The organism is Thermoanaerobacter thermocopriae JCM 7501 (genome assembly GCF_001310975.1).
Classification (GTDB): Bacteria; Bacillota; Thermoanaerobacteria; order Thermoanaerobacterales; family Thermoanaerobacteraceae; genus Thermoanaerobacter; species Thermoanaerobacter thermocopriae.
The window spans coordinates 14,272-41,139 of record NZ_BAZY01000021.1; the positions used below are offsets into that span (position 1 = coordinate 14,272).

General features: G+C 34.1%; 21 protein-coding genes, 1 tRNA gene, 7 pseudogenes and 2 other annotated features (1 of these 31 only partly in view). Of the genes and pseudogenes, 26 read left to right on the forward strand and 3 right to left on the reverse strand.

Going from position 1 to position 26,868, the window contains the following annotated elements; translation table 11 throughout:
* Positions 1-54 (forward strand) — a sequence feature (ribosomal protein L20 leader region); it begins 69 nt to the left of the window's first position.
* The 15 genes and pseudogenes from infC to JCM7501_RS08645 all read left to right on the forward strand — a co-directional run bounded on the left by infC (position 35) and on the right by JCM7501_RS08645 (position 15,647).
* Complete coding sequence (gene infC / locus JCM7501_RS08575) at positions 35-586, forward strand: translation initiation factor IF-3 (protein WP_013150518.1); 552 nt, start codon at positions 35-37, stop codon at positions 584-586. Its footprint overlaps the feature before it by 20 nt.
* 27 nt (positions 587-613) lie before the next feature.
* Positions 614-811 carry a 50S ribosomal protein L35 gene (rpmI, locus tag JCM7501_RS08580; RefSeq protein ID WP_003867239.1) on the forward strand — a complete coding sequence of 66 codons (198 nt, stop codon included), beginning with the start codon at positions 614-616 and terminating at the stop codon, positions 809-811.
* Between the two features lie 20 nt (positions 812-831).
* A complete protein-coding gene (gene rplT, locus JCM7501_RS08585) occupies positions 832-1,191 on the forward strand; it encodes a 50S ribosomal protein L20 (RefSeq protein ID WP_009052579.1) in 360 nt (119 codons plus the stop codon).
* Positions 1,192-1,243: 52 nt separating this feature from the next.
* Positions 1,244-2,007 (forward strand): annotated as a pseudogene (locus tag JCM7501_RS08590) (TrmH family RNA methyltransferase).
* A gap of 26 nt (positions 2,008-2,033) precedes the next feature.
* Positions 2,034-2,249: a binding site (T-box leader), on the forward strand.
* A gap of 50 nt (positions 2,250-2,299) precedes the next feature.
* On the forward strand, positions 2,300-3,319 hold the full coding sequence (gene pheS / locus JCM7501_RS08595; protein ID WP_028992710.1) for a phenylalanine--tRNA ligase subunit alpha: 1,020 nt from the start codon (positions 2,300-2,302) through the stop codon (positions 3,317-3,319).
* A 12-nt stretch (positions 3,320-3,331) separates the two neighbouring features.
* Positions 3,332-5,716, forward strand: a complete 2,385-nt coding sequence (gene pheT, locus JCM7501_RS08600; protein WP_028992711.1) for a phenylalanine--tRNA ligase subunit beta — start codon at positions 3,332-3,334, stop codon at positions 5,714-5,716.
* Positions 5,717-5,822: 106 nt separating this feature from the next.
* Positions 5,823-6,197 (forward strand): cell division protein ZapA, encoded by a 375-nt coding sequence (locus JCM7501_RS08605; RefSeq protein ID WP_012995506.1) that lies wholly within the window; start codon positions 5,823-5,825, stop codon positions 6,195-6,197.
* A 10-nt stretch (positions 6,198-6,207) separates the two neighbouring features.
* Positions 6,208-8,558: pseudogene (locus JCM7501_RS08610) on the forward strand (DUF3656 domain-containing U32 family peptidase).
* Positions 8,558-10,930 (forward strand): annotated as a pseudogene (locus JCM7501_RS08615) (endonuclease MutS2). Before JCM7501_RS08610 ends, JCM7501_RS08615 begins: the two co-directional pseudogenes overlap by 1 nt.
* Positions 10,931-10,941: 11 nt before the next feature.
* Positions 10,942-11,373, forward strand: coding sequence for a 2-thiouracil desulfurase family protein (locus JCM7501_RS08620; protein WP_013150512.1), 432 nt, complete (start codon positions 10,942-10,944; stop codon positions 11,371-11,373).
* Positions 11,374-11,420: 47 nt separating this feature from the next.
* Entirely contained in the window at positions 11,421-12,116 is a 696-nt protein-coding gene (yunB, locus tag JCM7501_RS08625; protein ID WP_028992714.1) for a sporulation protein YunB, read from the forward strand.
* Positions 12,117-12,165: 49 nt separating this feature from the next.
* Positions 12,166-12,240 (forward strand) — tRNA-OTHER (locus JCM7501_RS08630).
* Between the two features lie 134 nt (positions 12,241-12,374).
* Positions 12,375-13,542, forward strand: a pseudogene (locus JCM7501_RS08635) (sensor histidine kinase).
* Complete coding sequence (locus JCM7501_RS08640; protein ID WP_028992716.1) at positions 13,520-14,146, forward strand: response regulator; 627 nt, start codon at positions 13,520-13,522, stop codon at positions 14,144-14,146. Before JCM7501_RS08635 ends, JCM7501_RS08640 begins: the two are co-directional and overlap by 23 nt.
* A 98-nt stretch (positions 14,147-14,244) precedes the next feature.
* A pseudogene (locus tag JCM7501_RS08645) lies at positions 14,245-15,647 on the forward strand (aminopeptidase).
* A 19-nt stretch (positions 15,648-15,666) separates the two neighbouring features.
* On the opposite strand, the pseudogene JCM7501_RS12710 reads toward JCM7501_RS08645, so the two are convergent.
* A pseudogene (locus JCM7501_RS12710) lies at positions 15,667-15,786 on the reverse strand (CAP domain-containing protein); the annotation flags it as partial.
* A 120-nt stretch (positions 15,787-15,906) separates the two neighbouring features.
* On the opposite strand from JCM7501_RS12710, the gene JCM7501_RS08650 reads away from it, so the two are divergent.
* Positions 15,907-16,164 (forward strand): DUF3343 domain-containing protein, encoded by a 258-nt coding sequence (locus JCM7501_RS08650; RefSeq protein WP_012995497.1) that lies wholly within the window; start codon positions 15,907-15,909, stop codon positions 16,162-16,164.
* Here JCM7501_RS08650 and JCM7501_RS08655 read toward each other — a convergent pair.
* Positions 16,161-17,546: a hypothetical protein gene (locus JCM7501_RS08655; protein WP_028992717.1), complete on the reverse strand. Its 1,386-nt coding sequence runs from the start codon at positions 17,544-17,546 to the stop codon at positions 16,161-16,163. The genes JCM7501_RS08650 and JCM7501_RS08655 overlap by 4 nt on opposite strands.
* A gap of 153 nt (positions 17,547-17,699) precedes the next feature.
* Between JCM7501_RS08655 and lpdA the strand changes: the two genes are divergently transcribed.
* The 9 genes and pseudogenes from lpdA to JCM7501_RS08700 all read left to right on the forward strand — a co-directional run bounded on the left by lpdA (position 17,700) and on the right by JCM7501_RS08700 (position 25,021).
* A complete protein-coding gene (gene lpdA / locus JCM7501_RS08660) occupies positions 17,700-19,052 on the forward strand; it encodes a dihydrolipoyl dehydrogenase (protein ID WP_028992718.1) in 1,353 nt (450 codons plus the stop codon).
* Between the two features lie 20 nt (positions 19,053-19,072).
* Positions 19,073-19,758: pseudogene (gene lipB, locus JCM7501_RS08665) on the forward strand (lipoyl(octanoyl) transferase LipB).
* Positions 19,745-20,593, forward strand: a complete 849-nt coding sequence (gene lipA / locus JCM7501_RS08670) for a lipoyl synthase (protein WP_028992720.1) — start codon at positions 19,745-19,747, stop codon at positions 20,591-20,593. The pseudogene lipB and the gene lipA overlap by 14 nt, the downstream one beginning before the upstream one ends.
* Before the next feature lie 73 nt (positions 20,594-20,666).
* Positions 20,667-20,978 carry a ferritin family protein gene (locus tag JCM7501_RS08675; RefSeq protein ID WP_198002283.1) on the forward strand — a complete coding sequence of 104 codons (312 nt, stop codon included), beginning with the start codon at positions 20,667-20,669 and terminating at the stop codon, positions 20,976-20,978.
* Between the two features lie 161 nt (positions 20,979-21,139).
* Positions 21,140-21,811, forward strand: a complete 672-nt coding sequence (locus JCM7501_RS08680; protein WP_012995491.1) for a hypothetical protein — start codon at positions 21,140-21,142, stop codon at positions 21,809-21,811.
* 115 nt (positions 21,812-21,926) lie between these two features.
* Positions 21,927-22,193, forward strand: a complete 267-nt coding sequence (locus JCM7501_RS08685; protein ID WP_012995490.1) for a metal-sensitive transcriptional regulator — start codon at positions 21,927-21,929, stop codon at positions 22,191-22,193.
* Between the two features lie 48 nt (positions 22,194-22,241).
* Positions 22,242-23,393, forward strand: coding sequence for a cysteine desulfurase family protein (locus JCM7501_RS08690; RefSeq protein ID WP_013150490.1), 1,152 nt, complete (start codon positions 22,242-22,244; stop codon positions 23,391-23,393).
* A 3-nt stretch (positions 23,394-23,396) separates the two neighbouring features.
* On the forward strand, positions 23,397-24,539 hold the full coding sequence (gene thiI, locus JCM7501_RS08695; RefSeq protein ID WP_028992721.1) for a tRNA uracil 4-sulfurtransferase ThiI: 1,143 nt from the start codon (positions 23,397-23,399) through the stop codon (positions 24,537-24,539).
* Positions 24,540-24,724: 185 nt separating this feature from the next.
* A complete protein-coding gene (locus JCM7501_RS08700; RefSeq protein WP_013150488.1) occupies positions 24,725-25,021 on the forward strand; it encodes a DUF2089 domain-containing protein in 297 nt (98 codons plus the stop codon).
* Positions 25,022-25,050: 29 nt separating this feature from the next.
* On the opposite strand, the gene ychF is transcribed toward JCM7501_RS08700, so the two are convergent.
* The gene (gene ychF, locus JCM7501_RS08705) at positions 25,051-26,142 is read right to left on the reverse strand and encodes a redox-regulated ATPase YchF (protein ID WP_013150487.1); all 1,092 of its coding nucleotides are present in this window, start codon (positions 26,140-26,142) and stop codon (positions 25,051-25,053) included.
* A gap of 142 nt (positions 26,143-26,284) precedes the next feature.
* Here ychF and JCM7501_RS08710 point away from each other — a divergent pair, with 142 nt between their 5' ends.
* Positions 26,285-26,839, forward strand: coding sequence for a YhcN/YlaJ family sporulation lipoprotein (locus tag JCM7501_RS08710; RefSeq protein ID WP_013150486.1), 555 nt, complete (start codon positions 26,285-26,287; stop codon positions 26,837-26,839).
* The last annotated feature ends 29 nt before the right edge of the window (positions 26,840-26,868 follow it).

A 26,868-nucleotide genomic window follows, 5' to 3' on the forward strand; every position in this document is an offset into this window, starting at 1 on the left:
TGTTGTTTTGTTATAAAGAAGCGGGTATTTCTATATCCGCTTTTATTTTTTCATAATTCTTAGGAGGTGTGTATTTATTAACAAAGAGCTGCAGGTCAATGAGGAAATAAGAGACAAAGAGGTAAGGTTGATAGACCAAGATGGAAAGCAAATTGGCATAATGTCGGCAAAGGAAGCTTATAAAATTGCTCAAGAGCGACATCTTGATTTGGTTAAGATTGCCCCTCAAGCCAATCCGCCCGTGTGCAAATTGATGGATTTTGGTAAGTACAGGTACGAGCTTAGTAAGAGGGAGAAAGAGGCAAAGAAAAAGCAAAAGGTGATAAATGTTAAAGAAATAAGAATGTCTCCAAATATTGAAGATCATGATTTTGGAGTAAAGTTGAGAAGTGCTATTAAATTTTTAAAAGAAGGTGACAAGGTAAAAGTTACTATAAGATTTAGAGGAAGAGAAGCTGTTCATACTTCACTGGCAGAAGACCTTTTAAAGAGGTTTGCAGAAGAGCTTGATGAGTATGGCGCTATAGAAAAAGCTCCTAATATGGAGGGTAGGAATTTAATAATGGTATTAACACCAAGAAAATAGTAACAATTACAGAAGGAGGATATATTTATGCCTAAAATGAAAACACATAGAGGAGCAGCAAAAAGGTTCAAAGTATTAAAGTCAGGAAAAGTTAAAAGGTCAAAAGCTTATAAAAGTCACCTTTTGACCCATAAAAATGCAAAAAGAAAAAGAAGATTAAGAAAAGCTACTTATTTAGTAGGTGGGGATGCTAAAAATATCAGACGCTTACTACCTTATTCATAATAGATTAGGAGGTTTTTAAAATGGCTAGAGTAAAATTTGGCAAAGTAACGAGGAGAAGACGCAAAAAAATATTAAAGCTGGCAAAAGGTTATTGGGGAGCTAAAAGCAAACTTTTTAGAGTTGCTAATCAAGCAGTAATGAAATCTTTAATGTACGCTTATATTGGTAGGAAATTAAGAAAGAGAGATTTTAGAAGACTTTGGATAACAAGAATAAATGCTGCTGCAAGAGCTCATGGGATTTCCTACAGCAGGTTTATAAATGGACTAAAAAAGGCTGGAATAGAAATTAACAGGAAGATGCTTTCAGAAATGGCTATACACGATGAAAAAGCTTTCGAAGAATTAGTAAATATAGCTAAGCAGCATTTAAACGCATAAGGCCAGTTTTTTGGCCTTTTGCTTTAACTAATTTTATAAAAGAGTGGTGGGAATGTTAATTACGAGTGAAAACAATGACCTTATAAAAAAAATAAAAAAGTTAAAAGACAAAAAGGGCCGATACGAAGAAGGGCTGTTTTTTGTAGAGGGTACTACAAGTGTATTGGAAGCTTTAAAAAGTAACTTTGAAATAGAGTACATAGTTATGGGAGAAGGGGTTAAAATAGATATTCCCACAGGGAATTTTAAAATTGTACATACTACTGAAAGAGTCTTTAAAAAAATAAGTGACACAGTAACTCCACAAATGGTGATGGCAATTATAAAAATACCAAAATATGAAGAAGATACTTATATAAAAGACAAAGGCATATATATTATAGCGGACAATATTCAAGATCCAGGAAATTTAGGTACTATAATCCGTACGGCTGATGCATTTGGAGCTAGTGCTATTTTTACTATAAACAACTGTGTAGATGTTTTTAATCCAAAGGTTTTAAGAGCATCCATGGGGTCTATTTTTCACATTCCTGTCATAGTTACTGCTTCACAAATTTTGTTAAAACTTAAGCAAAGAGGAATAAAAGTTTTTGCAACTCACTTAAAAGCTCGGAAATTAGTTCATGAGTGCAATATTTCGGATAAAGTAGCTTTTGTTTTGGGGAATGAAGCGAAAGGTGTCAGTGTTGTAGACTGGTAGATGACTTTGTAAAAATACCCATGACAGGGGAGGCAGAGTCTTTAAATGTTTCAATCGCTGCTGGTATATTTTTATACGAATCTCAAAGGCAGAGGTTGATAAAAAATAATTAGGATGGTATAATTTTAAAAAAATATTGCAAAATGCTATGAAGGAGTAAAGTACATTATCGAAAATCACAGGGAGATAACACCGCAGACTGAAAGTGTTATCGTTAGGTAGATAATGGAAAGTTCCCTCCGGAGCAGCGTGCTGAACTAATAGTAGGCATTGCCGGTCATGCCGTTAACCAAATGAGTGAGCATTTTTTATAAAATGCTAATGTAGGTGGTACCGCGGATTCTTCGTCCTATTGACGGAGGATTTTTTATTTTAACTAATACGCTAAAAGAGGGGTTGAGATATATGGAGGAATTGTTGCGCAAGCTTTATGAAAATGCACAAAGGGAGATTTTGTCAGCCGATAGTTTACAACAAATTGAAAACTTAAGAGTCAAATACTTGGGCAAAAAGGGTGAATTGACACAGATTTTAAGAGGAATGAAAAATTTAAGGCCTGAAGAAAGACCATTGATTGGTCAAATTGCCAATGAAGTAAGAGAAAAAATTGAGGGATTACTCACAGAAACAAAAAATAAAATTGCCCAATTAGAAAAAGAAGAGAGAATTAAAAGTGAGTACATAGATATAACTATGCCGGGAACACCTTATGAGTATGGTCACAAACACCCTCTGACACAAGTATTGGATGAAATCAAAACAATATTTTTAGGATTAGGCTTTTCTATTGCAGAAGGACCAGAAATAGAGTTTACTTATTACAACTTTGAAGCATTAAATACACCAGAGGACCATCCAGCTAGAGACTTACAGGATACCTTTTATGTTACTTCTGATATACTTTTGAGAACTCAAACATCCCCAGTACAAGTAAGGACTATGGAGAAAAATAAGCCTCCAATAAGGATTATATCTCCAGGAAGGGTTTATAGATCTGATGAGATAGATGCAACTCACTCTCCAGTGTTTCATCAGATGGAAGGGCTTGTAGTAGACGAAGGAATAACTATGGGAGATTTAAAAGGAGTTTTAAATATATTTGCGAAAAAGTTTTTTGGAGAAGACACTCAAACCAAATTTAGACCTCATTATTTTCCTTTTACAGAGCCCAGTGCAGAAATGGATGTGAGCTGTTTTGCTTGTGGTGGAAAAGGTTGTAGAGTTTGCGGATATACTGGTTGGATTGAAATTTTGGGAGCAGGGATGGTACATCCTAATGTCTTGAGAATGTCTGGTATTGATCCTGAAAAATATAGTGGATTTGCTTTTGGCTTGGGAATAGATAGGATTACAATGCTGAAATACGGAATAGATGATTTAAGGTTTCTTTTTGAAAATGATTTAAGGTTTATACAACAGTTTTAAAGGGGTGGTCGTATGTTAGTATCACTTTTGTGGTTGAAAGAGTTTGTCGATATAGATGAAGATGCGAAAATTATTTCTGAAGGTCTTACTATGTCAGGGTCAAAAGTTGAGACTATAACAAGCTACGGGAAAGAAATTTCAAATGTGGTGGTAGGGAAAATTATTTCATTAGAAAAACATCCTAATGCAGATAAATTGTTAGTTGGCATTGTAGATGTAGGTACTGAAAAACTACAAATTGTAACCGGAGCACAGAATATTAAAGTGGGGGACTACATACCAGTAGCCCTTCATGGTGCAACTCTTCCTGGAGGAGTTAAAATAAAAAGAGGCAAATTGAGAGGAATAGAGTCAAATGGCATGATGTGCTCTGCTAAAGAATTGGGACTTGATGAGAGCCTGTTGCCAGAATACCAAAGAGACGGGATTTTTATATTGCCACCTTTCCCATTAGGAATGGATATAAACGAGGCTCTTCAGTTAAAAGATGATGTATTAGAATTTGAGATAACTCCAAATAGACCTGACTGTTTGTCAATGGTAGGAATAGCGAGAGAGGTAGCTGCGACTTTTAAGAAAGAGTTTAAAATGCCAATGATAGAGGTTAAGGAAAGCGAAGAACAAAATCCTGCAAAAGTGACTATTGAGGCTACAGATTTATGCTTTAGATATGTAGCGCGGGTTGTTAAAAATGTTAAAATTGGTCCTTCTCCTATGTGGATGCAGATACGCCTTTTAAAAGCGGGAATAAGACCTATAAATAACGTGGTGGATGTTACAAACTATGTAATGCTGGAATTAGGTCAGCCTTTACACGCTTTTGACTTGGACAAAGTTGAAAACAAGCATATAATTGTGAGAAGGGCAACAGAAGGGGAAAAATTAGTTACATTGGATGGGAAAGAAAGGATTTTAGACAGCTCAATGTTGGTTATTGCGGACGAAAAGAAAGCTATAGGTTTAGCCGGCGTAATGGGAGGAGAAAATACAGAGATAACTGACACTACTGTAAATATTTTAATAGAAAGTGCTAATTTTAAAGGAAGCAATATAAGGCATACTTCTAAGAAATTGGGGTTAAGAAGTGAAGCTTCTTCAAGATTTGAAAAGGGTTTAGACCCAGAGGTTACAGTTTTGGCTTGTGAAAGAGCAGCACAGCTTATGGAAAAATACTGTGGCGGTACAGTTTTAAAAGGGCTTGTGGACGAGTATCCAAAGCCAATTGAAAAGACAGTTTTAACTGTAAATCCTCACAGGATTAATAGATTTTTAGGCACAGAGCTTCCGACATCTCAAATGATTGAAATATTGGAGTCTTTAGAGTTTAAAGTTATAGAAAAAGGCAATGACCTTGAAGTAACGGTACCTCACTTTAGAAGAGATGTTACAATGGAGGCAGATATTGCTGAAGAAATAGCAAGACTTTATGGGTATAACAATATTGAAGACAGTTTAATGAAAAATGCAGAAACTACCTTGGGGGCATTGACCAAAGAGCAACGACTAGAAGAAAAAGCAAGGGAAGTTCTATTGGCTTGTGGGTTAAATGAAATTGTTACTATGTCTTTTATGGGGCACAAGGATTTAGACAAAATAAACGTACCTTTAGATAGCCCTCTTAGAAAAGCAGTCAAAATTATAAATCCTCTTGGGGAAGACCAAAGCCTTATGAGAACTACTCTACTGCCCTTTATATTGAACGTAGCTTACACTAACTATAGTAGAAAAGTACAAGAGTTCAAAGTTTTTGAAATATCCAAAGTGTTTATACCCAAAGAATTACCCTTAAAAGAATTACCACAAGAAATAAAGACTGTTGCAATAGGAATGTACGGGGAAAATGTGGATTTTTTCTCATTAAAAGGAATAATAGAAACATTCCTTGAAGTAATGGGTATAAAAGGAGTAGAATATGTAAGGGCAGAAGATCCTTCCTATCATCCAGGAAGGTCTTCAAAAATTCTCCTAGGTGACGAAACATTAGGTATATTTGGAGAGATACACCCTGATGTTTTGGAAAATTACGATATACCTGTTAGAGTCTACGCTGGAGAAATAAACTTAGATAAAGTAATACAATATTCTAATGTAGAAAAGAGGTATATTCCTCTTCCCAAATATCCAGCTGTAGAAAGGGATATAGCAGTTTTGGTAGATGAAGACATTTTTGTAAAGGATGTGGAAAAAGTTATACTTGAAACGGGAGGTAAACTTGTAGATAAAGTTGAATTGTTTGACGTCTATAAAGGTCCTAACATCCCTGAAGGTAAAAAAAGTGTTGCTTTCTCTATCTGGTATAGGTCTTATGAAAGGACTTTGACAGATGAAGAAGTAAGTGTAATTCACAACAACATTGTAGAAGATCTTGACAAAAAATTAGGAGCCAAATTAAGATAAAAAGGCAATTTTAAGCCTTTTTTATCTTTTATCTTAATTATAAGAAGGAAATTGCACTTTAATGTAGAACTAAGTAAAATAAACAAAAGATTAAGGGGATGTTTTTGTGGAGTTAAATAAAGTCACTGTGATTATAAATGGGAATGAATATATTTTAAAATCTGATTATCCTGAAGAGCACGTAATAAAACTTGCCAATTATGTAGACAATGTGATTAAAGAGTTATCACAAAATTACGAAAAGTTATCACAAATGCAACTACTACTTTTGTCGTCTTTGAATATCGCAGATGAACTTTTTATTGCAAAAGAAGAAAATAATGCTATCAAAAAGGAATTGCTTTCTTTGAAAGTAGAATTAGAAGAAAAAAATCGCTATATAAAACAATTAGAGGAGGAGCTTAGTAAAACTAAACAACAGCTTTTAGAGACAGAGGAAGAATTTCGGCAGTTTATAGAAACTTTTGATGAAGAAAAGTAAAGGTGATTGGATGAAAAAAGTTGAATTATTAGCTCCAGCAGGAGATTATGAGGCTCTAATGAGTGCAGTTAATGCAGGATGTGATGCAGTGTATTTAGGAGGAAAAAATTTTGGTGCAAGAGCTTATGCAACCAATTTTGACCATGATGATTTAAAAGCTGCTTTGGAATTCTGCCATTTAAGAGATGTGAAGGTATACGTTACTGTAAATACCCTTGTAGCGAATGAAGAATTTGAAAAGCTAGTGAACTATTTAGATTTTTTGTATTCTATAGGTGTTGATGCTGTTATAGTGCAGGATATGGGAGTATTAAAGTTTTTGCGAGAAAATTATCCTGGTTTAAAAGTTCATGCCAGTACACAAATGACAGTCCATAATTTAGAAGGAGTACAGGAATTAGCTGAAAAGGGAGTTTCCCGGGTTATTTTATCAAGAGAGCTTACGTTAAAAGAAATAAAGGATATAGTTCAAAATTCTAATATTGAAGTAGAAGTCTTTGTTCATGGAGCACTCTGTGTCAGTTATTCTGGACAGTGCTTTATGAGTAGTATACTAGGAGGAAGAAGTGGAAACAGAGGAAGATGTGCACAACCCTGCCGTTTAAAGTATTCTCTTGTAGATAAAGAGGGAAAAGTTTTAGAAAAGGATTTACACCTTTTGAGTATGACGGATTTATGTACTATAGAAAATATACCAAACCTCATTGAAGCAGGAGTTACTTCTTTTAAGATAGAGGGCAGGATGAAAAATGCCGAATATGTTGCTTCTGTTGTAAAAGCTTACAGAGAAGCTATTGACTGTTTTTATGAGGGCAAAGCTTTTGATTCAGGTAAAGCTATAGAAGAGATGTCTCGAATTTTTAATAGAGGATTTTCTAGTGGCTATCTTTTTGGAGTTAAGCCTCCAAAATGAGTTATATTTCTCCTAAAAACACGGGAGTTGCTGTGGCAGAAGTGATAAGTGTGACTTCGAAAAATGCAAGGCTGAGACTTTTAAGGGATATTGCAAAAGGTGATGGAGTTTCTGATGAAAAAAGAGAAAAGGGGCAAAAGGTTGAAGTAATATTTAAGAATGGGAAGAAGGTAGATAGAGCTTATGAAGGAGATATAATAGAACTACCTCTTAAGTTTTATGTAAAAGAAAGAGAAATATTAAATAAAACTTATGATGTATTGTTAAATAACAAGCTGAAAAACTTACCTTCCAAAAAGATTCCTATAAAAATTTATGCGGAGTTAAAAAAGGACAAACCTTTGTATATAAAGATACAAGAAGGAATTCATACAGTAGAAGCTTATAGTGATGAAATAAGTCAGATAGCGGAAAAAGTTTCTATTAAGGAAGATTTTTTGAAAGATAAACTTACTCAAATAAATGACACAGCCTTTTATGTAGAAGAAATAGAAGTAGTAGTTGAAAAAGGACTTTACATGTCTGTAAAAGGAATAAAAGAAGCGAGAAGAAAAGCACTAGAAATGTTAGAAAAGAAAAAGTTAGACTATTATAAAAGAGAAGAAAAGCACACATTTTTTAAGCTACCTTCTTTCAAAGAAAAAAAGGAAAATATAACCTTAACTTTTTATACTGACAAGCTTGAACATTTGAAGATAGCCAGCCAATTGGGTATAGAATATGTCTATTTCAATTACAAGCTTGATGTAAAACTTTTAAAAAAAGGTTTAGAACTAATAAAAGATTCAAAGACAACGGTTATACCTGCTTTCCCTTCTATATTGAGGGAAGAGATAAAAAGAATAAAGCCTCAATTAGAATTTTTACAGGATATGGGGATAAACAAAATTTTGGTTTCAAATTTAGGGCTTTATCATATTGCAAAAAATTATGACTTTGAGATATTTATAGATTATCCTTTGAATATTTTCAACAATTTAGCTGTAGATTACTTTAAACCTTACGCTGTGACTTTATCTTATGAACTTACGCTGGAGCAGATTAAAGATATTGCCAAAAGAAGTGACGTAAAATTTGAAGCTTTAATATACGGTAGACTGCCTCTTATGACGATGGAATATTGTCCAATAAAGAATTTAGTAGGCTGTGACAGAGAAAGGTGTGAAAAAGGTTATTATTTTCTAGAAGACAGAAAAGGCAAATTAATGCCTCTTAAAAGCAATGGTTTTTGCAGGATGCAGATTTTAAACGCAGATGTGCTTTTAATGGTAAGCATAAAGGAGCTTAAACAAGCTGGACTTTCTTTTTTGAGGATACATGATACAATAGAAGAAGATGAAGAAATAGAGAAAGTTTTAAAAATGCATATTGAAGCTTTAGAAGGGAATGAAATTGAAATTTTAGAAGGAAAATATACAAAAGGACATTTTTACAGAGGAGTTTTGTGATGGTGAGGGGAATTAATAGTAGAGCATTAAAAAGTCTTGAATTTGACAAGATAGTGGAGTTTATTGTTAGCTATTGTGATTCGGATCTAGGCAAACAAAAAGCTTCAGATATTGTCATAAAGAAAGACATAGAGGAAATAGAGAGGGAATTAGATTTATTGAATGAGGCAATTTACTTTATTTCCTCCTATGGGGGTATTTCTTTTGCTTTTGAGGACATAAGGGATTATATAAAAAAGCACAAATAGATTCCGTGCTTTATAACAAGGAGCTTTTAAAGATAAAGAAGTTTCTTAAGTTGGTAAGCCAAATAAAAGGCTATTTCAAAAATCTTCAAGAAAGTGATAGATTTGTAAGGTTAAAAGAATACGATAAAAAAGTTTTACCGATAAAAGATTTGGAAAAAAGGATTGAAAATATAATAATTTCAGAAGATGAAATAGCAGATGATGCTTCTCCACTGCTCAAATCTTTAAGAGGGCAGAAATCAGCCATAAATGAAAAAATAAGGGCAACATTGAATTCGATAATTTCTACCCGTCAAAAAGAATTGCAAGAGCCTATTATAACTGTAAGACAGGGAAGATATGTTGTACCTGTAAAACAAGAATATCGCAGCACTTTTAAAGGTATTGTCCACGACCAATCCTCCAGTGGTGCTACTCTTTTTATTGAACCTATGCAAGTAGTTGACTTAAACAACGAATTGAGACAAGTGGAACTAAAAGAAAGACAAGAGATACAGAGAATACTTTTTGAGCTTTCTCAAGAGGTCAAAAGTATGCACAGGCTTTATTTAATGACATTGAAATAGTTTCAGAATTAGATTTTACATTTGCTAAGGCTAAATATTCTTTAAAGCTAAAAGCCGTAAGGCCAGAGCTAAACACAATGGGATATATTAATTTAAAAAAGGCAAGACACCCTCTCATAAATCAGGAAGCTGTTGTCCCTATAGATATATACATAGGAGACCAATTTAATACCCTAGTCATTACTGGTCCTAATACGGGAGGGAAAACTGTAACTTTAAAGACAGTGGGACTTTTAACTATAATGGCAATGGCAGGGCTTAATATTCCTGCAGAAGAAGGGTCACAGGTTTCAATATTTGAGGAAATTTTTGTGGATATAGGCGATGAGCAGAGTATTGAACAAAGCTTAAGCACTTTTTCTTCCCATATGACGAATATTATAAGCATGCTCCAAAAAGTAAACAAAAATTGCCTTGCTTTGTTAGATGAATTAGGGGCAGGTACTGACCCTGTAGAAGGTGCTGCTTTGGCTATGAGTATTCTCGATACACTGCATAAGATTGGTGCCAAGACAATAGCTACTACCCATTATAGTGAGTTAAAGCAGTATGCTTTAAAAACCGCAGGAGTAGAAAATGCAAGCGTGGAATTTGATGTTGAAACTTTAAAGCCCACCTATAAGCTTATAATAGGTCTTCCTGGCAAGAGTAATGCCTTTGAAATAGCTAAAAGATTAGGGCTTCCTCGGCAAATAATAGAAGATGCAAGAAAATATATTTCAGGAGAAGCCTTAAAATTTGAAGATATAATTGCAGACGTCGAAAGTAAGCGAAGGGAATTGGAAAAGGCAAACCACGAAATGGCTTTTTTAAGGAAAGATGTGGAAATCTTGAAAGAGGAATTAGAGAAAGAAAAGAAAAAATTGCAAAATGAAAGGGATAAAATATTAAAAGAGGCGAAAGAAAGGGCAAGGAAAATAGTACAAGAAGCGAAATTTACTGCTGAGGGGATAATCAAAAAGATTAGAGAAGCAGAAGAAAGTACACAAAATAAAGACAGGATCATACAAGAAGTAAGAGAAGAATTGAAGAAAAATTTAGAGGAATTAGAAGAAGAAGTTTTAAAGCCTAAAGAGGTTTCCTACGGCAAAATTCCTGATAGTTTAAAAGAGGGACAGACAGTCTATATAGTGCCTTTAGGCCAAGATGGGATTGTGCTTTCTCTTCCTGACAAATCAGGGAATGTGGAAGTGCAGGCAGGAATTTTAAAGATGACTGTGCATATAAGTAATTTAAGGGTAGTGGAGGAGAAAGAAGATGAGGTAGTAAAAAAAGGCTACAGCAAATTTGTACACGAAAAGTCTCAATCTATAAGACTTCCATAGATGTGAGAGGCAAAAACCTTGACGATGCTTTGTTAGAGGTGGAAAAATATATAGACGATGCGTATTTGGCTGGTCTTACTCAAGTGACAATTATTCACGGACGGGGTACAGGGGTGTTAAGGACGGGTATATCGCAATTTTTAAGAAGCAATAAACATGTTAAATCTTTTAGGTTAGGTAAATACGGTGAAGGAGGAGACGGTGTTACAATAGTTGAATTAGTTGACAAATAGGGGATGATAAAATGTATTTAGTAAGTGCTTGCCTTGCTGGTGTTAACTGTAAATACGATGGAGGAAACAATGAAAATAAAGAAATAAAAAAATTGGTAGAGGAAGGGAAGGCTATTTTAGTTTGTCCTGAGCAATTAGGGGGGCTTCCAACTCCTCGACTGCCCTCTGAGATAAAAGTTGATAAGGTTTTTAACATTGAAGGAAAAGAGGTTACGGAAAATTTCTATAGAGGAGCGTATGAGACTTTAAAAATTGCTAAAATGTATAAGATAAAGGAGGCAATTTTTAAAGCTAAAAGCCCTTCTTGCGGCTGTGGAGAGATTTACGATGGCACTTTTTCGGGGAATTTGATAGATGGAGATGGAATTACCACAAGGATTTTAAAGAAAAATGGGATATCTGTTATGACAGAACATGACTTTTATAGAAAATATAAAAAATAAGTAACAAAAACACCTCCTCCACATAAAATGTAGGGGAGGTGTTTTACTTGAAGAGGAAAAGATGGGGACTAAGGCGGGTTAATTCGTTTTACATATATTTGATTTACGTAACTATTTTATTTGTGATTTTATACTATTTTACAGAATATCGATTAAAACCGGCTATTATAGCAGTAAGTGAAACTTTAGCAAAAGAAACAGCTGTAAATACTATAAATGATGCTATAAATGAAAAAGCGCTAAAAGGAATAGAGTATAAAGATTTAATTTATGTAAGAACAGATAACAATGGAAAAGTGTCAATGTTACAGGCAAATACTATTGAAATGAACTTGCTGGCTTCTAAGATTACAAAAGAAGTGAAAGAAAATTTAAATAATTTAGGTCCTCTCTATGCTAAAATTCCTTTAGGTTCGGTTTTTTCTACTGATTTATTTGCAAATGCAGGGCCACGTATAAAAGTAGGGCTTTTGCCAGTTGGAGCGGTAGATGTTGATTTTAGTTCACAGTTTGAACCGGCTGGAATAAATCAAACAAGGCATAGAATATATTTAGATATTCAAACTACGATACGAATAATTGCGCCTTTAGCTTCAGAAAAAATAATTGTTACACTTCACATGCCTATTGCAGAAAGTATAATAGTTGGAGATGTACCTTCAAGCTATGTGGATGTAAATGGAGATAAATTTACAATTCCTGTGCCTCAATCTCCAAATTCAAATGTAGAAATACAAAAATAACTATTGAATTTTTTTGATAATGTGATATAATAAAAAACGTGTGATAAGTGGGGGTGTAGCTCAGTTGGGAGAGCACCTGCTTGCAAGCAGGGGGTCAGGAGTTCGAATCTCCTCATCTCCACCAAATAAAAAGAAAATTACCCGATAAGGGTATTTTTTTTTGCTTTCGTATAACTTAGCAATTTTTTCTTCAAAATGCAGGATTTCTGCATTTTTTGTCGAATTATTAAAAAGATGGTGCTCAAAGAGGTGAATTAAATGAATACCGATGTAGAAGTCACATACAAAAAACGATTGGATAATATTGTAGAGAAAACAATAGAGGCAATTGAAAGCAGTAAAATACAAATTTTTTGATATTTTAGAAAAGGCAAAAGAAGAAGCGAAAAGATTGGAAGCGCAATTAGAAGAGCTAAAAATCCAAGTTATAAATGTTATAAAAGAAGTAGAGTTGTGCGAAAGGAAAGAAAAAAAGTGCAAACTAAAACTTGCACTTGTAAGTAAACAGTTTGGGCACCTATCTGAACAAGCAGTAAGGAAAGCTTATGATGAGGCAAAAGAGGCTCAAATAGAGTTGGCGTTAAAGAGACGGGAAGAAAAAGAATTAATAGAAAAAAGAAATGAACTGGAGAGAAAACTTATAGACAATAAGACTATTATTGAAAAAGCTGAAAAGCTTGTTTCTCAAATTAACGTAGCTCTCAATTATTTAAATAGGGATTTAAAAAAAATGAATACTCAATTAGAGCAATTGAAAGACAAACGAGCTTTGAGTGTAAAAATTATTGAAGCACAGGAAGAGGAACGAAAAAGAATTGCAAGGGAAATTCACGATGGTCCTGCGCAAGCGATGGCAAACGTGTTATTGAAATCTGAACTTTGTGAAAAATTGATAACCAAAGATATTGAACAGGCGAAAGTAGAACTTAAAAATCTAAAAAATATTGTACAACAATCTCTAAAAGAAGTAAGGAAAATAATATATGACTTAAGACCTTCTGCTCTTGATGACTTAGGTCTTATTCCGGCATTATCCAGGTACATAAAAAATTTTTCAGAGGAGACAGGCATATTTGTAGATTTTAGTGTTTTGTCGGATTACAAGAGACTTAGTCCTGAGATTGAAATAACTTGTTTTAGAGTAGTACAAGAGGCTCTTACAAATATAAAAAAACATTCCAAGGCAAAAAATGCTTCTGTTAAATTTGAGTTTGGCATGCGATTTATTAGCATAATTATCAAAGATGATGGCATTGGCTTTGATAAGGAAAATATTGGACAAGGCTATGGGCTGATGGGCATGAGGGAAAGAGTAGAAATTTTAAACGGTAAATTTGAAATAAGTAGTTTCAAAAATAAGGGTACTCAAATTTATATTTCTATACCTGTAAGGGGTGTTGAGGATGATCAGATTGTTAGTGGCTGATGACCATGCTTTGATAAGAAAAGGGTTAGTCCAGCTTATTGAAATGGAAAAAGATATAAAAGTTATTTCTCAAGCTTCAAATGGGGAAGAGGCTTATCAACTTGCAAAGAAATTTATGCCCGATTTAATACTTATGGATGTAAATATGCCTGTAATGAATGGCATAAAAGCAGCAAAAATGTTAAAAGAAGAAAAACATCCAAGCAAAGTATTGTTTTTGACTATTTACAACGATAGAGAATACATTTTGGAAGCACTTAAATTGGGAGTAGAAGGGTATATTTTAAAAGATGCTGAATATGATGATTTAATAAAAGCGATAAGGACTATTTACAATGGAGGAGTTTATATTCATCCTTCTTTAATGGAAGAAATAGATAACATAGATCACGAAAACTTGAAAAAAGACCTCACACCACGGGAGATAGAGATTCTCAAACTTATTTCTAAAGGGTATAGCAATAAAGAAATTGCACAAAAACTATTTTTAAGCGAGAAAACTGTCAAGAACCATGTTTACAATATTTTTAAAAAATTAGATGTGAAAGACAGAACTCAAGCTGCTATTTATATGCTTAAAAATGAGACGATTTTACAAAACTAAACTTTTACAATGCTAAATTTGACTTTTATACAAAAAAAGCGTATCATATTGTTGATACACAATGTCATCCATACAAAAAACCACGGGGGGTAATTTCTTTGGAAGAAAAAGATTTAAAGGAAATTGAAAAGCGTTTAGGTTACAAAAAAGTGGATGCATGGACAAAGATTACGCAAGAGGAGAAAGAAAAGGTTTACCAATTTGCAGAAGACTATAAAGATTTTATGGCAAAGTGCAAGACGGAAAGAGAAATAGCAGAAAAAATTGTAGAAATGGCCGAGAAAAACGGTTTTATTAACATTGAACAAGTTACAAATTTAAGGCCGGGCAGCAAAGTGTATTACAACAACAAAGGAAAATCAGTAGTTTTAGCTGTAATTGGTAAAGAGTCAATGCAAAAGGGAATAAAATCGGTAGCATCTCATATTGATTCTCCGAGAATTGACCTAAAACCTAATCCAATGTATGAAGATGGTGGTTTGGCTTTATTTAAAACCATTACTATGGGGGCATTAAAAAATACCAGTGGGTGACAATCCCTTTGGCTCTCCATGGAGTAATTGTCAAAGCAAACGGTGAGAAAATAAACATTATACTGGGAGAAGATGAAAATGACCCAGTCTTTTACATAACAGATTTATTGCCCCACTTAGGGAAAGACCAGATGGAGAAAAAAGCAGCAGAGGCGGTTACAGGAGAAGCATTAAATGCTGTAGTTGGAAGCATTCCTTTTTCTGAGGAAGTCAGCGTGAAACCCAATATTTTAAAATATTTAAATGAAAAGTATGGCATAGTGGAAGAGGACTTTTTAAGTGCTGAGTTAGAATTAGTACCTGCCTATAAGCCTCGCGATATAGGATTTGACAGAAGTATGATTGGAGCTTATGGTCAAGATGACAGGGTTTGTGCTTATGCTTCTTTAAGAGCTATTCTTGAGCTTGAGGTGCCAGAGAAGACAGCTGTTACAATATTTGCCGATAAAGAAGAAATTGGAAGTATGGGCAATACGGGTTTACAATCAAGATTTTTTGAAAATGCTATTGCAGAGATATTAGAAAAATACGAAGGTAGCACAGATATTAAATTAAGAAGGGTTTTTGCGAATTCCGAACTGCTTTCTGCTGATGTAAATGCTGCATTTGATCCTACTTATCAAGAAGTCAGTGAAAAACAAAACACTGCTTATATAGGTAAAGGGGTTTGTGTAACCAAATATACTGGTTCAAGAGGAAAATCGGGGTCAAATGATGCAAATGCTGAGTTTGTCGGCAAAATAAGAAAACTCTTCAATGAAAATGGAGTAGTATGGCAGACAGGTGAGCTGGGCAAAGTTGACATGGGAGGCGGCGGCACAGTAGCACAGTTTGCAGCGAATTACGGAATGGAGGTTTTGGACTGCGGTGTTGCTCTTTTAAGCATGCACGCTCCTTATGAACTGTCTTCTAAAGTGGATGTGTATATGGCTTATAAAGCTTATAAAGTGTTTATGGAAAAAGATTAAATCCGGGAAAACCCCGGATTTAATCTTTTATAAACATTTCAACAACTATTATGCCATTGCCCTCTTTATTTTTCACTATTCCTACTCCTACCTTGTTGTAATAAGGGTTTAAAATATTTGCTTTATGTCCTTCTTTATTACCACCTCAAATCATATATTCTACAGACAGCTGTAAATTCCTTCAAGTAATTTATGGTGAGATAGGAACATTGTATCAACTTTTGCTTTATTGGAATATATTGATTTTGAGGTGGTATTAGTGAAATATGGATTGATTGTCTTTTACTCTTATCAGCATGGTTTAATGGCAGAAAAGATATTAAAGAAAAATAATATTCCGGTGGAGTTTGTACCAACTCCCAGAAGTATCACAGAAAGCTGCAGCCATTCTCTCAAATTTGGATTAGAATCTTTACGAATAGTACAAAACCTTTTGCAAAGGCTCAACATTACTTATAAAGGGATATACGAAGTAGAGAGAATTCCTGCGGGATATAAAATAGTCAAAATTATTTAATTTTCGTCGCTTTTTATAAATATACTTTTTATTTTTTGAAAAGTACTGACATTTTGAAGAGCTTCAAGTTTGCTGTTTAAAGTTATTATTTGATTTTGCAAATCTTTTATTTGTTTTTTAAGATTTTCATTTTCTCTTATCAAACTATTCACCATTGTATTATAATTGTCCGCTTTAAGGACAATTTTTATTTTTTCGTCATTTGTTTGTCTTAATAATTCTTGTAAGTCGGCTATATTTTTGTTTTTTATTGCAAGTTCAACATTTTTTCTACTTAGTTCTTCTTCTAATTTTGTTTTTTCCTCTTTGATAGTTTCAAGTTTTTTTATTAGGATGTTCAAGTATTCCTGAACTTCTTTTATATAGAAAGTGAAGTAAGAACCTTTCTCGCCGTTTTTACGGGCTAATTTGTACTGCAAAGAAGGAATTACATCTCCTTTATCGTTTATCAGTAAATAATTGCTTTGAAATTTGTCTATCGAGGTTTTTAACTTAAAAAAGTTGTATTCAGAGAAAGAAGGGGGAATCTTAAAGGGCTTGCACCAACTATTTCCTTCATCAGAGGACATGGTGGCAAAAAAGCTCTCGTTTTGAAGGTAAGTGCACCATAAAGTATTTTCTAAAAGAGAGATATAGCAATTTTTAATATTTGTAGAATAAGCTAAAGTCATGATACTACCCCAACTACCTTTTGGCCAGCTTCCAGGGGTTTTCTTTCTGTATTTTATTTCTTGAATTATATCTTCCTCTACCCATAAAGTATGTACATTTTTTTGAGGATCTATAGTTATTGTAGGATAGAATATTCCTTCTGCTTCTGAAATTAAGAATTTTGGCGACCAGTTATCTTTTATGTAGTTAAGGTAGTAAAGTTGGCTGTTATTTTTTTCTTTTGTAATGTAAATTAAGTGAATATTTTCTTCTTCATCAATGAATAAGTCATAAAAAGGGGTGAAAGAGATATTTCTTATAACAGCTATATTATTGCCATCCCAATTTTTTGCCCATTTTTGGTGTATTAAATGGACTTCTCTAGGATTATTAAAATTACTGATTGTGAAAAATATGTGAAGTGTTTTATTTTTTATAAAAAGGTGAAAATTGCTTATGTACGTTTTTTTATCTTTATAAGCGTATAAAGCTTTTCCTATCCATCCCTCTTCCTTTTGAATTAAAAAAACTATTTCTCCTTTTGAATTATAGTATATCAGATTTATTTTTCCTTCTTCGTCGTAACAAACGTCAAAATCACTTAAACAGTCTTTTACAATGATTTCTTCTGATAATATTCCATTTTCTATAGTGTTCAATATAATTTTTCTATCTTTAAGACAAAGATACTGTAAAAAATTCTCATCTTTTTTAATTACAATCTTGTCCATAAATTTCCCTCCTTTCGCTAAAGTATATGCATAAAGATTATTGAATAGAATTAACATGTTATTGCAATAATGAAAGAAGGATTTTTGAGGTTAAGTGTAGAAATAAATAAAAAAATAAATCAGGCATCAATACAGACAAAAAGGAGGATAAAAATGGATTACGATGTAATAGTTTTAGGGGGAGGACCGGGGGGTTATACTGCTGCTATTAGACTCAGTGAATTAGGGAAAAAAGTCGCTGTTGTGGAAGAAGATTCACTAGGGGGTACTTGTTTAAATCGAGGCTGCATACCGACAAAAGTCTATTCTCATGCGGCAGAGCTTATAAATGCCATAAAAGATGCTAAAGACTTTGGAATAATGACCCAGTATACATTAGATATTGCAAAACTTCGCCAGAAAAAAGATAGAGTAGTAAAAAGACTTGTCGGTGGAGTAGGCTATTTGATGAACTTATACCATATAGATGTTATAAAAGGAAGAGGAAGGTTTGTTGATGAAAATACTATAGAGGTTGATAAAAGATACACGGCAAAAAATTTTATAATTGCGACAGGTTCAAAGGTGTTTTTACCTCCTATTGAAGGGATTAACTTAAAAGGTGTTATAACAAGTGATAAAGCATTAGAACTTGAAAAAATTCCTGAAAAAATTGTCATCATAGGGGCAGGAATTATAGGATTGGAATTTGCAAATATTTATTCTGCTTTAGGAAGTCAAGTTGTCATTATTGAAATGCTTCCTCAGCTTTTGCCTATGTTAGATAGAGATATAGCGAATACGATGGAAAAAATTTTGAGGCATAAAAAAATTGAACTACATTTGAATAGTAAAGTAGAAAAGATAGAAGAAGGTTTAAAGGTGATTTATACCACAGAAGGGAATACTCAGGTAGTGGAATGTGATACTGTTTTAGTTGCTGTAGGAAGAGCTGCCAATGTAAATGGAATTGAAGCTTTAAATCTTGATATGGATAAAAAAGGCATAAAAGTGGACTCTCACATGAGGACAAGTATAAAAAATATATATGCAATTGGAGATGTTACAGGAGGTATACAACTGGCTCACGTGGCTTCTTATCAAGGTATTGTAGCTGCTCACAATATAGCAGGAGAAGAAAAGGAAGCGGATTTAGATGCAGTGCCTAATTGCCTCTATACAAATCCTGAAATAGCGTGGGTAGGTTTGAATGAGGTTCAAGCAAGAGAAAAATTGAAAGATGTAAAAATAGGCACTTTCCCTTATACTGCTTTAGGAAGAGCAATGACTATGGGGCAAAACGATGGATTTGTAAAAATAATCGCAGAAACAAAATATAATAGGGTAGTGGGGATGGAAATAATAGGTGCTGGCGCTACAGAGATAATTCATGAAGGAGTGCTTGCCATAAAAGAAGAGTTTACATTAGAGGAATTAGCAGATACAATTCACGCTCATCCTACGCTTTCAGAAAGCATAAAAGAGGCAGCAGAAGACGCATTAGGAATGCCTATAAATAAAGGATAAGTTAAAAAGGAGAGATTCACTTGAGAAAAGGAGAAGTTTTAAAACTGGGAATTGTACCTTATCTTGAGGGGAAAAAGATACAGTTTGAAGCCTTGGAAAGGGTTAAAAAGGGGGAGGCGGACGGGATTCTTATATTGCTTCAACATCCACCAGTGTATACTATAGGAGTTTCAGGTGGTTTTGACGAAAACATCCTTGTGCCTTTAGAGGAACTTAAGAAAAAGCGGAGCTTTATAAAGTAGAAAGGGGGGGTAAAATAACTTTTCACGGACCAGGACAAATAGTGGCCTATCCTATATTTGATTTGGCAAAGTGGCAAAAAAATGTTCATCTTTTTGTTTACAAATTAGAAGAGACGATTATAAAACTTTTGGAGGATTATGGCATAAAAGCGGGAAGGAAGCCTAAATACACCGGAGTATGGGTAGGAGATGAAAAGATATGTGCCATAGGTATCGCTGTTAGGCGCTGGATTACTTGGCATGGAATAGCCTTTAATGTAAATACTGACCTTTCATATTTTGGCTTAATAAATGCCTGCGGTATCACTGAGTTTGGAGTTACTTCTATGCAAAAACTTGGAATAAATGAAGACATAGAAAAAGTAAAAGAAAAAATGGTTGATAAATTTAGTGAAGTTTTTGAAATACAATTTAGGGAAATAACTTTAGATAGATTGGCGGTGATTGATAGTGGAAAAGCCTGAATGGCTCAAAGTGAGGTTATTAAACGAAAATTTAAACAAGATGGAGTCTTTTTTAAAAAATATGTCTTTAAACACAGTTTGTCAAAGTGCCAATTGTCCCAACATGGGGGAATGCTTTGCAAGGAAGACAGCTACTTTTATGATTATGGGAAATATATGTACGCGAAACTGTAGGTTTTGTGCGATAGAGAAAGGACATCCTCAACCTCTTGATGAGGATGAGCCTCAAAGAATTGCTGAGGCTGCTCAAAAGCTAGGATTAAAGCATGTTGTGGTTACTTGTGTTACAAGAGATGATTTACCGGATGGTGGAGCATCACATTTTGCAAAGACGATTTATGAACTTAAAAAATTACCCGGAGTTACAATTGAGGTACTTGTATCTGATTTTATGGGTAAAGAAGAGTCTATTGCTCGAGTAGTAGAAGCCAAGCCAGATATAATAAATCACAATGTAGAAACAGTACCGGGACTTTATCCTAATGTAAGGCCAAAAGCAGATTATTTAAGGTCTTTAAATCTTTTAAAAATGATAAAAGAACTGGACCCTTCTATACTTACTAAGTCAGGAATTATGGTAGGTCTTGGGGAAACAGAAGAAGAGGTTATACAAGTTATGAAAGACTTAAGAAGTGTTGATTGTGACATGATGACTATAGGACAGTATTTGAGGCCTTCAGCAAAACATATAGAAGTAGCAGAATATGTTATTCCTCAACAATTTAAAAGATATGAAGAAATAGGATATGAATTAGGTTTTAAATACGTAGCTTCTGGTCCCTTAGTCAGAAGTTCTTATCATGCTGATGAGGGGTTGAAGGTGATGAAGAGTTAGTTTCAACTTTTTTTAAATTTTTTGATATTACATTAATTTATGATATAATAAAATCAATACATAGGGAAAGGAGATGTTAATTATGCCTGAGTTTGGAACTCCTTTTTCTGGACTTACTGAAAAAAGGAAGGTCACCCACGAAGAGTTGGTACGGGCTATACGCTTTATGGTGGCGGCAGAGTATGAGGCAATTCAACTTTATACTCAGTTGGCAGAAGCTACTGATAATGAATTAGCAAAAACAGTTTTGATGGACATAGCAGATGAGGAAAAAGTGCATGCGGGAGAATTTTTGAGGCTTTTGAAAGAATTAGCTCCTGATGAGGAGAAATTTTACGAAGAAGGGGCAAAAGAAGTAGAAGAAATGATTGAAAAGATTAAATAAAAGAAAGAGTTTGTGCTTATAGATAGTTACAAAATAAGTGCCTCAATCGAGGTACTTATTTTTTGATTTTTTGTAACAATCTAATACATTGAAACGTATATTGTAGATAGATAAGACAATTTAAGTTATTAAAAGCTGTAACTTTTAAGGGGGGAAATAATATGGCTTTTTCTAAAAAGATGGTGGGACAGCAAGAAATAGTGCCAGGTCCTGTACAGCCAGGGCAACTTCCAGAACCTACAGAGATAACTTGCATTGAAGTGACTAAGATATATGATGCTTGTTCTCAGAGAATATGCCTTGATGATATACCTCCTATTACCTTTGTACCAACAAATCTAACTTTAACTCCTTCTTTTGGGGGATGTGAAAATATAACAGTATCTTTGGTAACACCGCCGGGTTTTGTGATAACGCCGCTTCCTGATAGAGAAGGATTTGCGAGGGTAGAAGCTACTTTTCAAGTGACTTTTGATATAGTGATTAACTATCCGGATGGAACTACACAAACATTGCCAGGTAATACTACTACTTTTAACAAAGATATTGTACTTTACGTGCCAGACCCAAGTGTAGCAATAATGAAATACGAAGCGTTAGCAGAGTGCTTGTACGGAAAGGTTAATCTAGGAGTTACTACCACTGTAGAAGTGATAATTGGGATATGGATTGTGATAAAATCCGCAGTAGATGTACAATTATTAGTTCCTTCTTATGGATTCTGCCCTACTCCAGCAGCTTGCGAGGAGTTCGTCACAGATGTGTGCGAAATTTTCAATCAAAAGCCTTTTCCATCTTTTGATCCGCCTCAAATGCAACAAAATCCTTATTAAAAGCCAGCTACTTAGCTGGCTTTTTTACATAGTGATTGACTCTTTATTATTTTTGTGGCAAAGTTATAATAGAATATGAGCAAAAGAAATCTATCTGTTGAAAGGTGTGTTGTAAGTGAGTGATAGTTTGAGAAATGATATTTTGCTAAGATTAAAAACGATAAAAGGGCATATTGCCGGTATAGAAAAAATGGTAGAAGAATCAAAAGGATGTGAGGATATCTTGTTGCAAATAGCAGCTGTTAAAGCCTCATTAGAAAAAGTAGGTATGTCAATCATTCAAGAACATGCAAAAGAATGTATATTAGCAAGTGAGGATGGAAAGGCTACCTATGAAGAGGTAGAAAGAATTATTAATTTAATGATTAGATTTGTAAAATAAATCGAGGAATTTGCTATTATTAAAAATCTAGTTAAAGGGATGATGGCCATGGAAGTATATCTCGACAATAGCGCTACTACAAGAGTTAGGAAAGAAGTAATTGAAAAAATGTCTGAAGTTTTAGATAAGGAATACGGCAATCCCTCTTCTTTACATATGAAAGGCTATCAAGCTGAAAAGTTAATGAAAGAAGCGAGAGAAAATGTAGCTAACTTAATCAACAGTGAGCCCGAAGGAATAATTTTTACTTCTGGAGGGACAGAATCAAACAATCTTGCTTTAATAGGGGTTGCAGAAAGTTTAAAAAAGAAAGGAAATCATATAATATCTTCAAAGATTGAACATCATTCTGTGCTCAATGTTTTAAAATATCTTGAGGAAAATGGCTTTGAAGTAACTTATCTAGATGTGGATAAAACAGGAAAAGTAGATGTAGAGGATTTAAAGAGGGCGATAACTAATAAAACTATACTTATATCAATTATGGCTGTAAATAATGAGTTAGGAACAATAGAGCCAATAGAGGAAGTAGCTGATATTGCAGAAAATGAAGACATAGTTTTTCACGTTGATGCTATACAAGCAGTAGGAAAAATAAATATAGATGTAAAAAAGCATAAAATAAAGATGGTGTCTTTAAGCAGCCATAAAATACACGGTCCTAAAGGAGTAGGTGCGCTTTATGTTGATAAAACAGTAAAGATTAGGCCAATAATTTTTGGAGGAGGCCAAGAAAAAAATTTAAGATCTGGGACAGAAAATTTACCGGGTATTGTAGGATTTGGAATAGCAAGCAAATTAGCCAAAGAAAATTTCCACGATAATGTAAGCAAATTAATGACATTAAAGAAGCGACTTTATCAAGGCATAGTTTCTGAAATAAAAGATGTCCATTTAAACGGGCCAAATGTTGAAGAAGGAGCGCCTCATATACTCAATATTTCTTTTGCCGGTGTGAGGGGAGAGGTGCTTTTACACGCTCTTGAAGAAAAAGGCATATATGTTTCTACGGGATCGGCTTGTTCTTCTAAAAAGAAAGGGCAAAGCCACGTTTTAAAGGCGATAGGCTTAAAAGAGGACCTGATTGAAAGTGCTATAAGATTCTCTTTTGGAATTTTTAATACAGAAGAAGAAATTGATTATACAATATCAGCTTTAAAAGAGAAAATAGATTTTCTTAGAAAATACAAACGGAGGTAAAATATGAAAGACGTATTATTGATTAAATATGGAGAACTGGCACTAAAAGGAGATAACAGGTCCTTTTTTGAAAACAAGCTTGTGAAAAATATAAAGAATGCTCTTAGAGATTTTGATGAGGTTAAAGTTGAAAAAACTCATGGCAGGATATATGTAGAATGCGATGGTGATATTGAAGAAGTTATAGAAAGGTTAAAAAAAGTTTTTGGCATTGTAGGCATAACAAAAGCAAAGAGAACTGATTTAAAGTTGGAGGATATATATCAAGCTGCGATAGAGTTGATGAAAGAGCATACGGGAAGGACCTTTAAAGTGGAAACTAAAAGACCAAACAAGTCTTTTCCTTATGACAGCATGGAAGTTACTCGGAGAGTAGGAGCAGCAGTATTGAAAAATGTCAAAAACTTAAAAGTAGATGTCCATAATCCTGATGTGCTCTTGATGGTAGAGATAAGAGAAATGGCATTTTTGTATGCGGGAGTGATTGAGGGAATAGGAGGCCTTCCTCTTGGTACGAATGGTAAAGCTACAGTACTATTATCAGGAGGAATTGATAGCCCTGTAGCTACTTGGATGATGATGAAAAGAGGAGTAGAGATAGAAGCAGTTTATTTTCACAGTCCTCCTTATACTTCTGAAAGGGCTAAAGATAAGGTTGTAGATTTGTGCAAAGTCCTTTCTCAGTATGGACAAAAAATAAAATTACATGTAGTGCATTTTACTGATTTGCAATTAGAAATTTATGAAAAGTGTCCACCCAAATTTACTACTATAATTATGAGAAGGATGATGATGAAGATAGCAGAAAAAATTGCTCAAAAGAATGGTTCTATGGCTCTAATCACTGGGGAAAGTTTAGGACAAGTTGCAAGCCAAACGATTGAAAGTTTATATGTAACCAATGCTTCTGTCTCTATACCAATATTTAGGCCTCTCATTGGAATGGATAAGACGGAGATTATAGATTTAGCTCAAAAGATTGGTACTTTTGAGATCTCTATAAGACCCTATGAAGATTGTTGCACTATTTTTGTGCCAAAACATCCTGCTACAAAGCCTAAGTTAGAAAAAGTAATAGAAGCAGAACAAAAAATGGAGTATCAAAAATACTTAGATAATTTTGAAGAAGAAATCGTGGAAGTTTAAACCAAGCCTCTAGTGCTTGGTTTGTTTTTTGCTACTTCTTTTAAAAAATTAATTTTTTCAAAGTAAAACTTAAAATAATTTAAAATTAATATTGACATTTTTAAATTACGCGTTATAATGAAAAACAAAACAACGGATAAGAATGTAGGTTTTACTGATAAACTTACATTTTAAGAGGTGATATTATGAAGGAAATTTTAGGGAAATGCCCTGTTTGTGGAGAAAAATTAGTAGTGACGAGACTGGAATGTCCTCAATGTGGCACAGCAATTGAAGGCAAATTTGAACTTTGTAAATTTTGCTATTTGTCAAAAGAGCAGAGAGATTTTTTGGCACTTTTCATACGGTCGAGGGGAAATATAAGGGAAATGGAAAAAGTATTAGGTTTATCTTATCCTACCATCAGAAATAAATTGGATAATTTAATTGCTACTTTAGAATATAAAGCTGAGGAGACGCCAAAGATAGACAAAAAAGAGTAACGTATAAAAATCGCCTTTTATGGCGATTTTTATACGTTAAATCTAAAGACTACCACATCTCCATCTTGCATCACATAATCTTTTCCTTCCAGTCTCATAAGTCCCATTTCTCTTGCTGCTGCCTGTGAACCGGCTTTTACTAAATCTTCATAAGAGATTACTTCTGCCCTTATAAATCCTTTTTCAAAATCTGAATGAATTTTCCCTGCTGCTTGAGGTGCTTTTGTGCCTTTTTTTATTGTCCAAGCGTGGACTTCTTTTGGCCCAGCGGTGAAAAAGGTTATAAGACCAAGAAGAGAGTAACCATGTCTTATTATGTTGTTAAGGCCAGGTTCGGCAAGGCCGTATTCTCTCAAGAGTTCATTTCTTTCTTCATCACTTAAAGAGGCTAATTCTTCTTCAATTTTTGCACTTATAACCAAAACTTGGGAATTTTCTTTTTCAGCATATTCTTTTAGTTGCTTTACATATTGATTTTCTTCTCCTGAAATTAAATCTTCTTCTGATATATTTGCTACATACATAACAGGTTTGGAGGTAAGCAACATAAGTTGACTTACAAAACTTTTCTCTTCTTCAGTAAATTGAAGAGCCCTTACAGGTTTCCCTTCATCTAATCCTTTTTTTATTTTTTCAAGTACTTCCACTTCAAAGGCTGCTTTTTTATCATTTCGCGCAAGTTTTGATGTTTTTTGAAGACGCCTTTCAATAACTTCCATGTCAGCAAGTATAAGCTCTAAAGTTATTATTTCAACATCTCTTATAGGATCAATACTTCCTTCTACATGGACAATGTTGCTATCTTCAAAGCATCTTACCACGTTTAATATAGCATCAACTTCCCTAATATGAGAAAGAAATTTATTTCCTAAACCCTCTCCTTTACTTGCCCCTTTTGTCAGCCCTGCTATGTCAACAAATTTTATAGTTGCAGGAATAACTTTTTGCGGTTTCTCAATTTTTGACAAAAAATCTAACCTTTCATCAGGCACAGATACAATTCCGACGTTTGGCTCAATAGTACAAAAGGGATAATTTGCACATTCTGCACCTGCTTTTGTAATTGCGTTAAACAAAGTGCTTTTACCGACGTTAGGCAGACCAACAATTCCTATTTCCATTTCATCTTCCCTCCAATAGCATTACATATGCATTATATATTACTTACGAAATTTTTTCAAATGTTTTTCATAAAAATTCCATAATTTAGCATAATACTTTTTAATAAAAGTGCAAAAATATATTTCGAGGAGGTGTATAGCTTTGAAAAAAATAAAAAGTATAATTACAATAGTGCTTATTGGGACAATGATAATAGCTTCAATGGCAGGATGCAGGACTACGGCTAGGAAGCCGGCTCCTACTCGTTATACACCGACTCCTACAAGAACGGTTCCTGCACCTTCTAAGACAGCGCCACGTTATACAACACCTGCGCCTAGGACACCGACAACACCGGCTCCGACTCCTGTGAGGAAACCGACAACAGAAAAAGCAAGAGCAACAACTATAGCTACAAATGTTGCTAAAATACCGGAAGTTAACAAAGCCACAGTAGTAGTATCTGGAAGTACTGCTATTGTAGGGGTGGACATGAAAGCAAAAGTGCAAGGTACTCGCGAGACAGATGTAAAGAAGAAAGTAGAAAAGACTGTAAAAGATACTGATAAGTCTATTACAAGGGTCTATGTAACTTCAGACCCAGATTTATACAAGAGAATAGATAATATTGCCAAAGGAATTTCTGCAGGAAGACCAGTTTCTGAATTTGCAAAACAAATTTCGGAAATTATAAAACGCATTACTCCTGGTATGTAACAAAGCCTGGGGTTTTTCCCCCGGGTTTA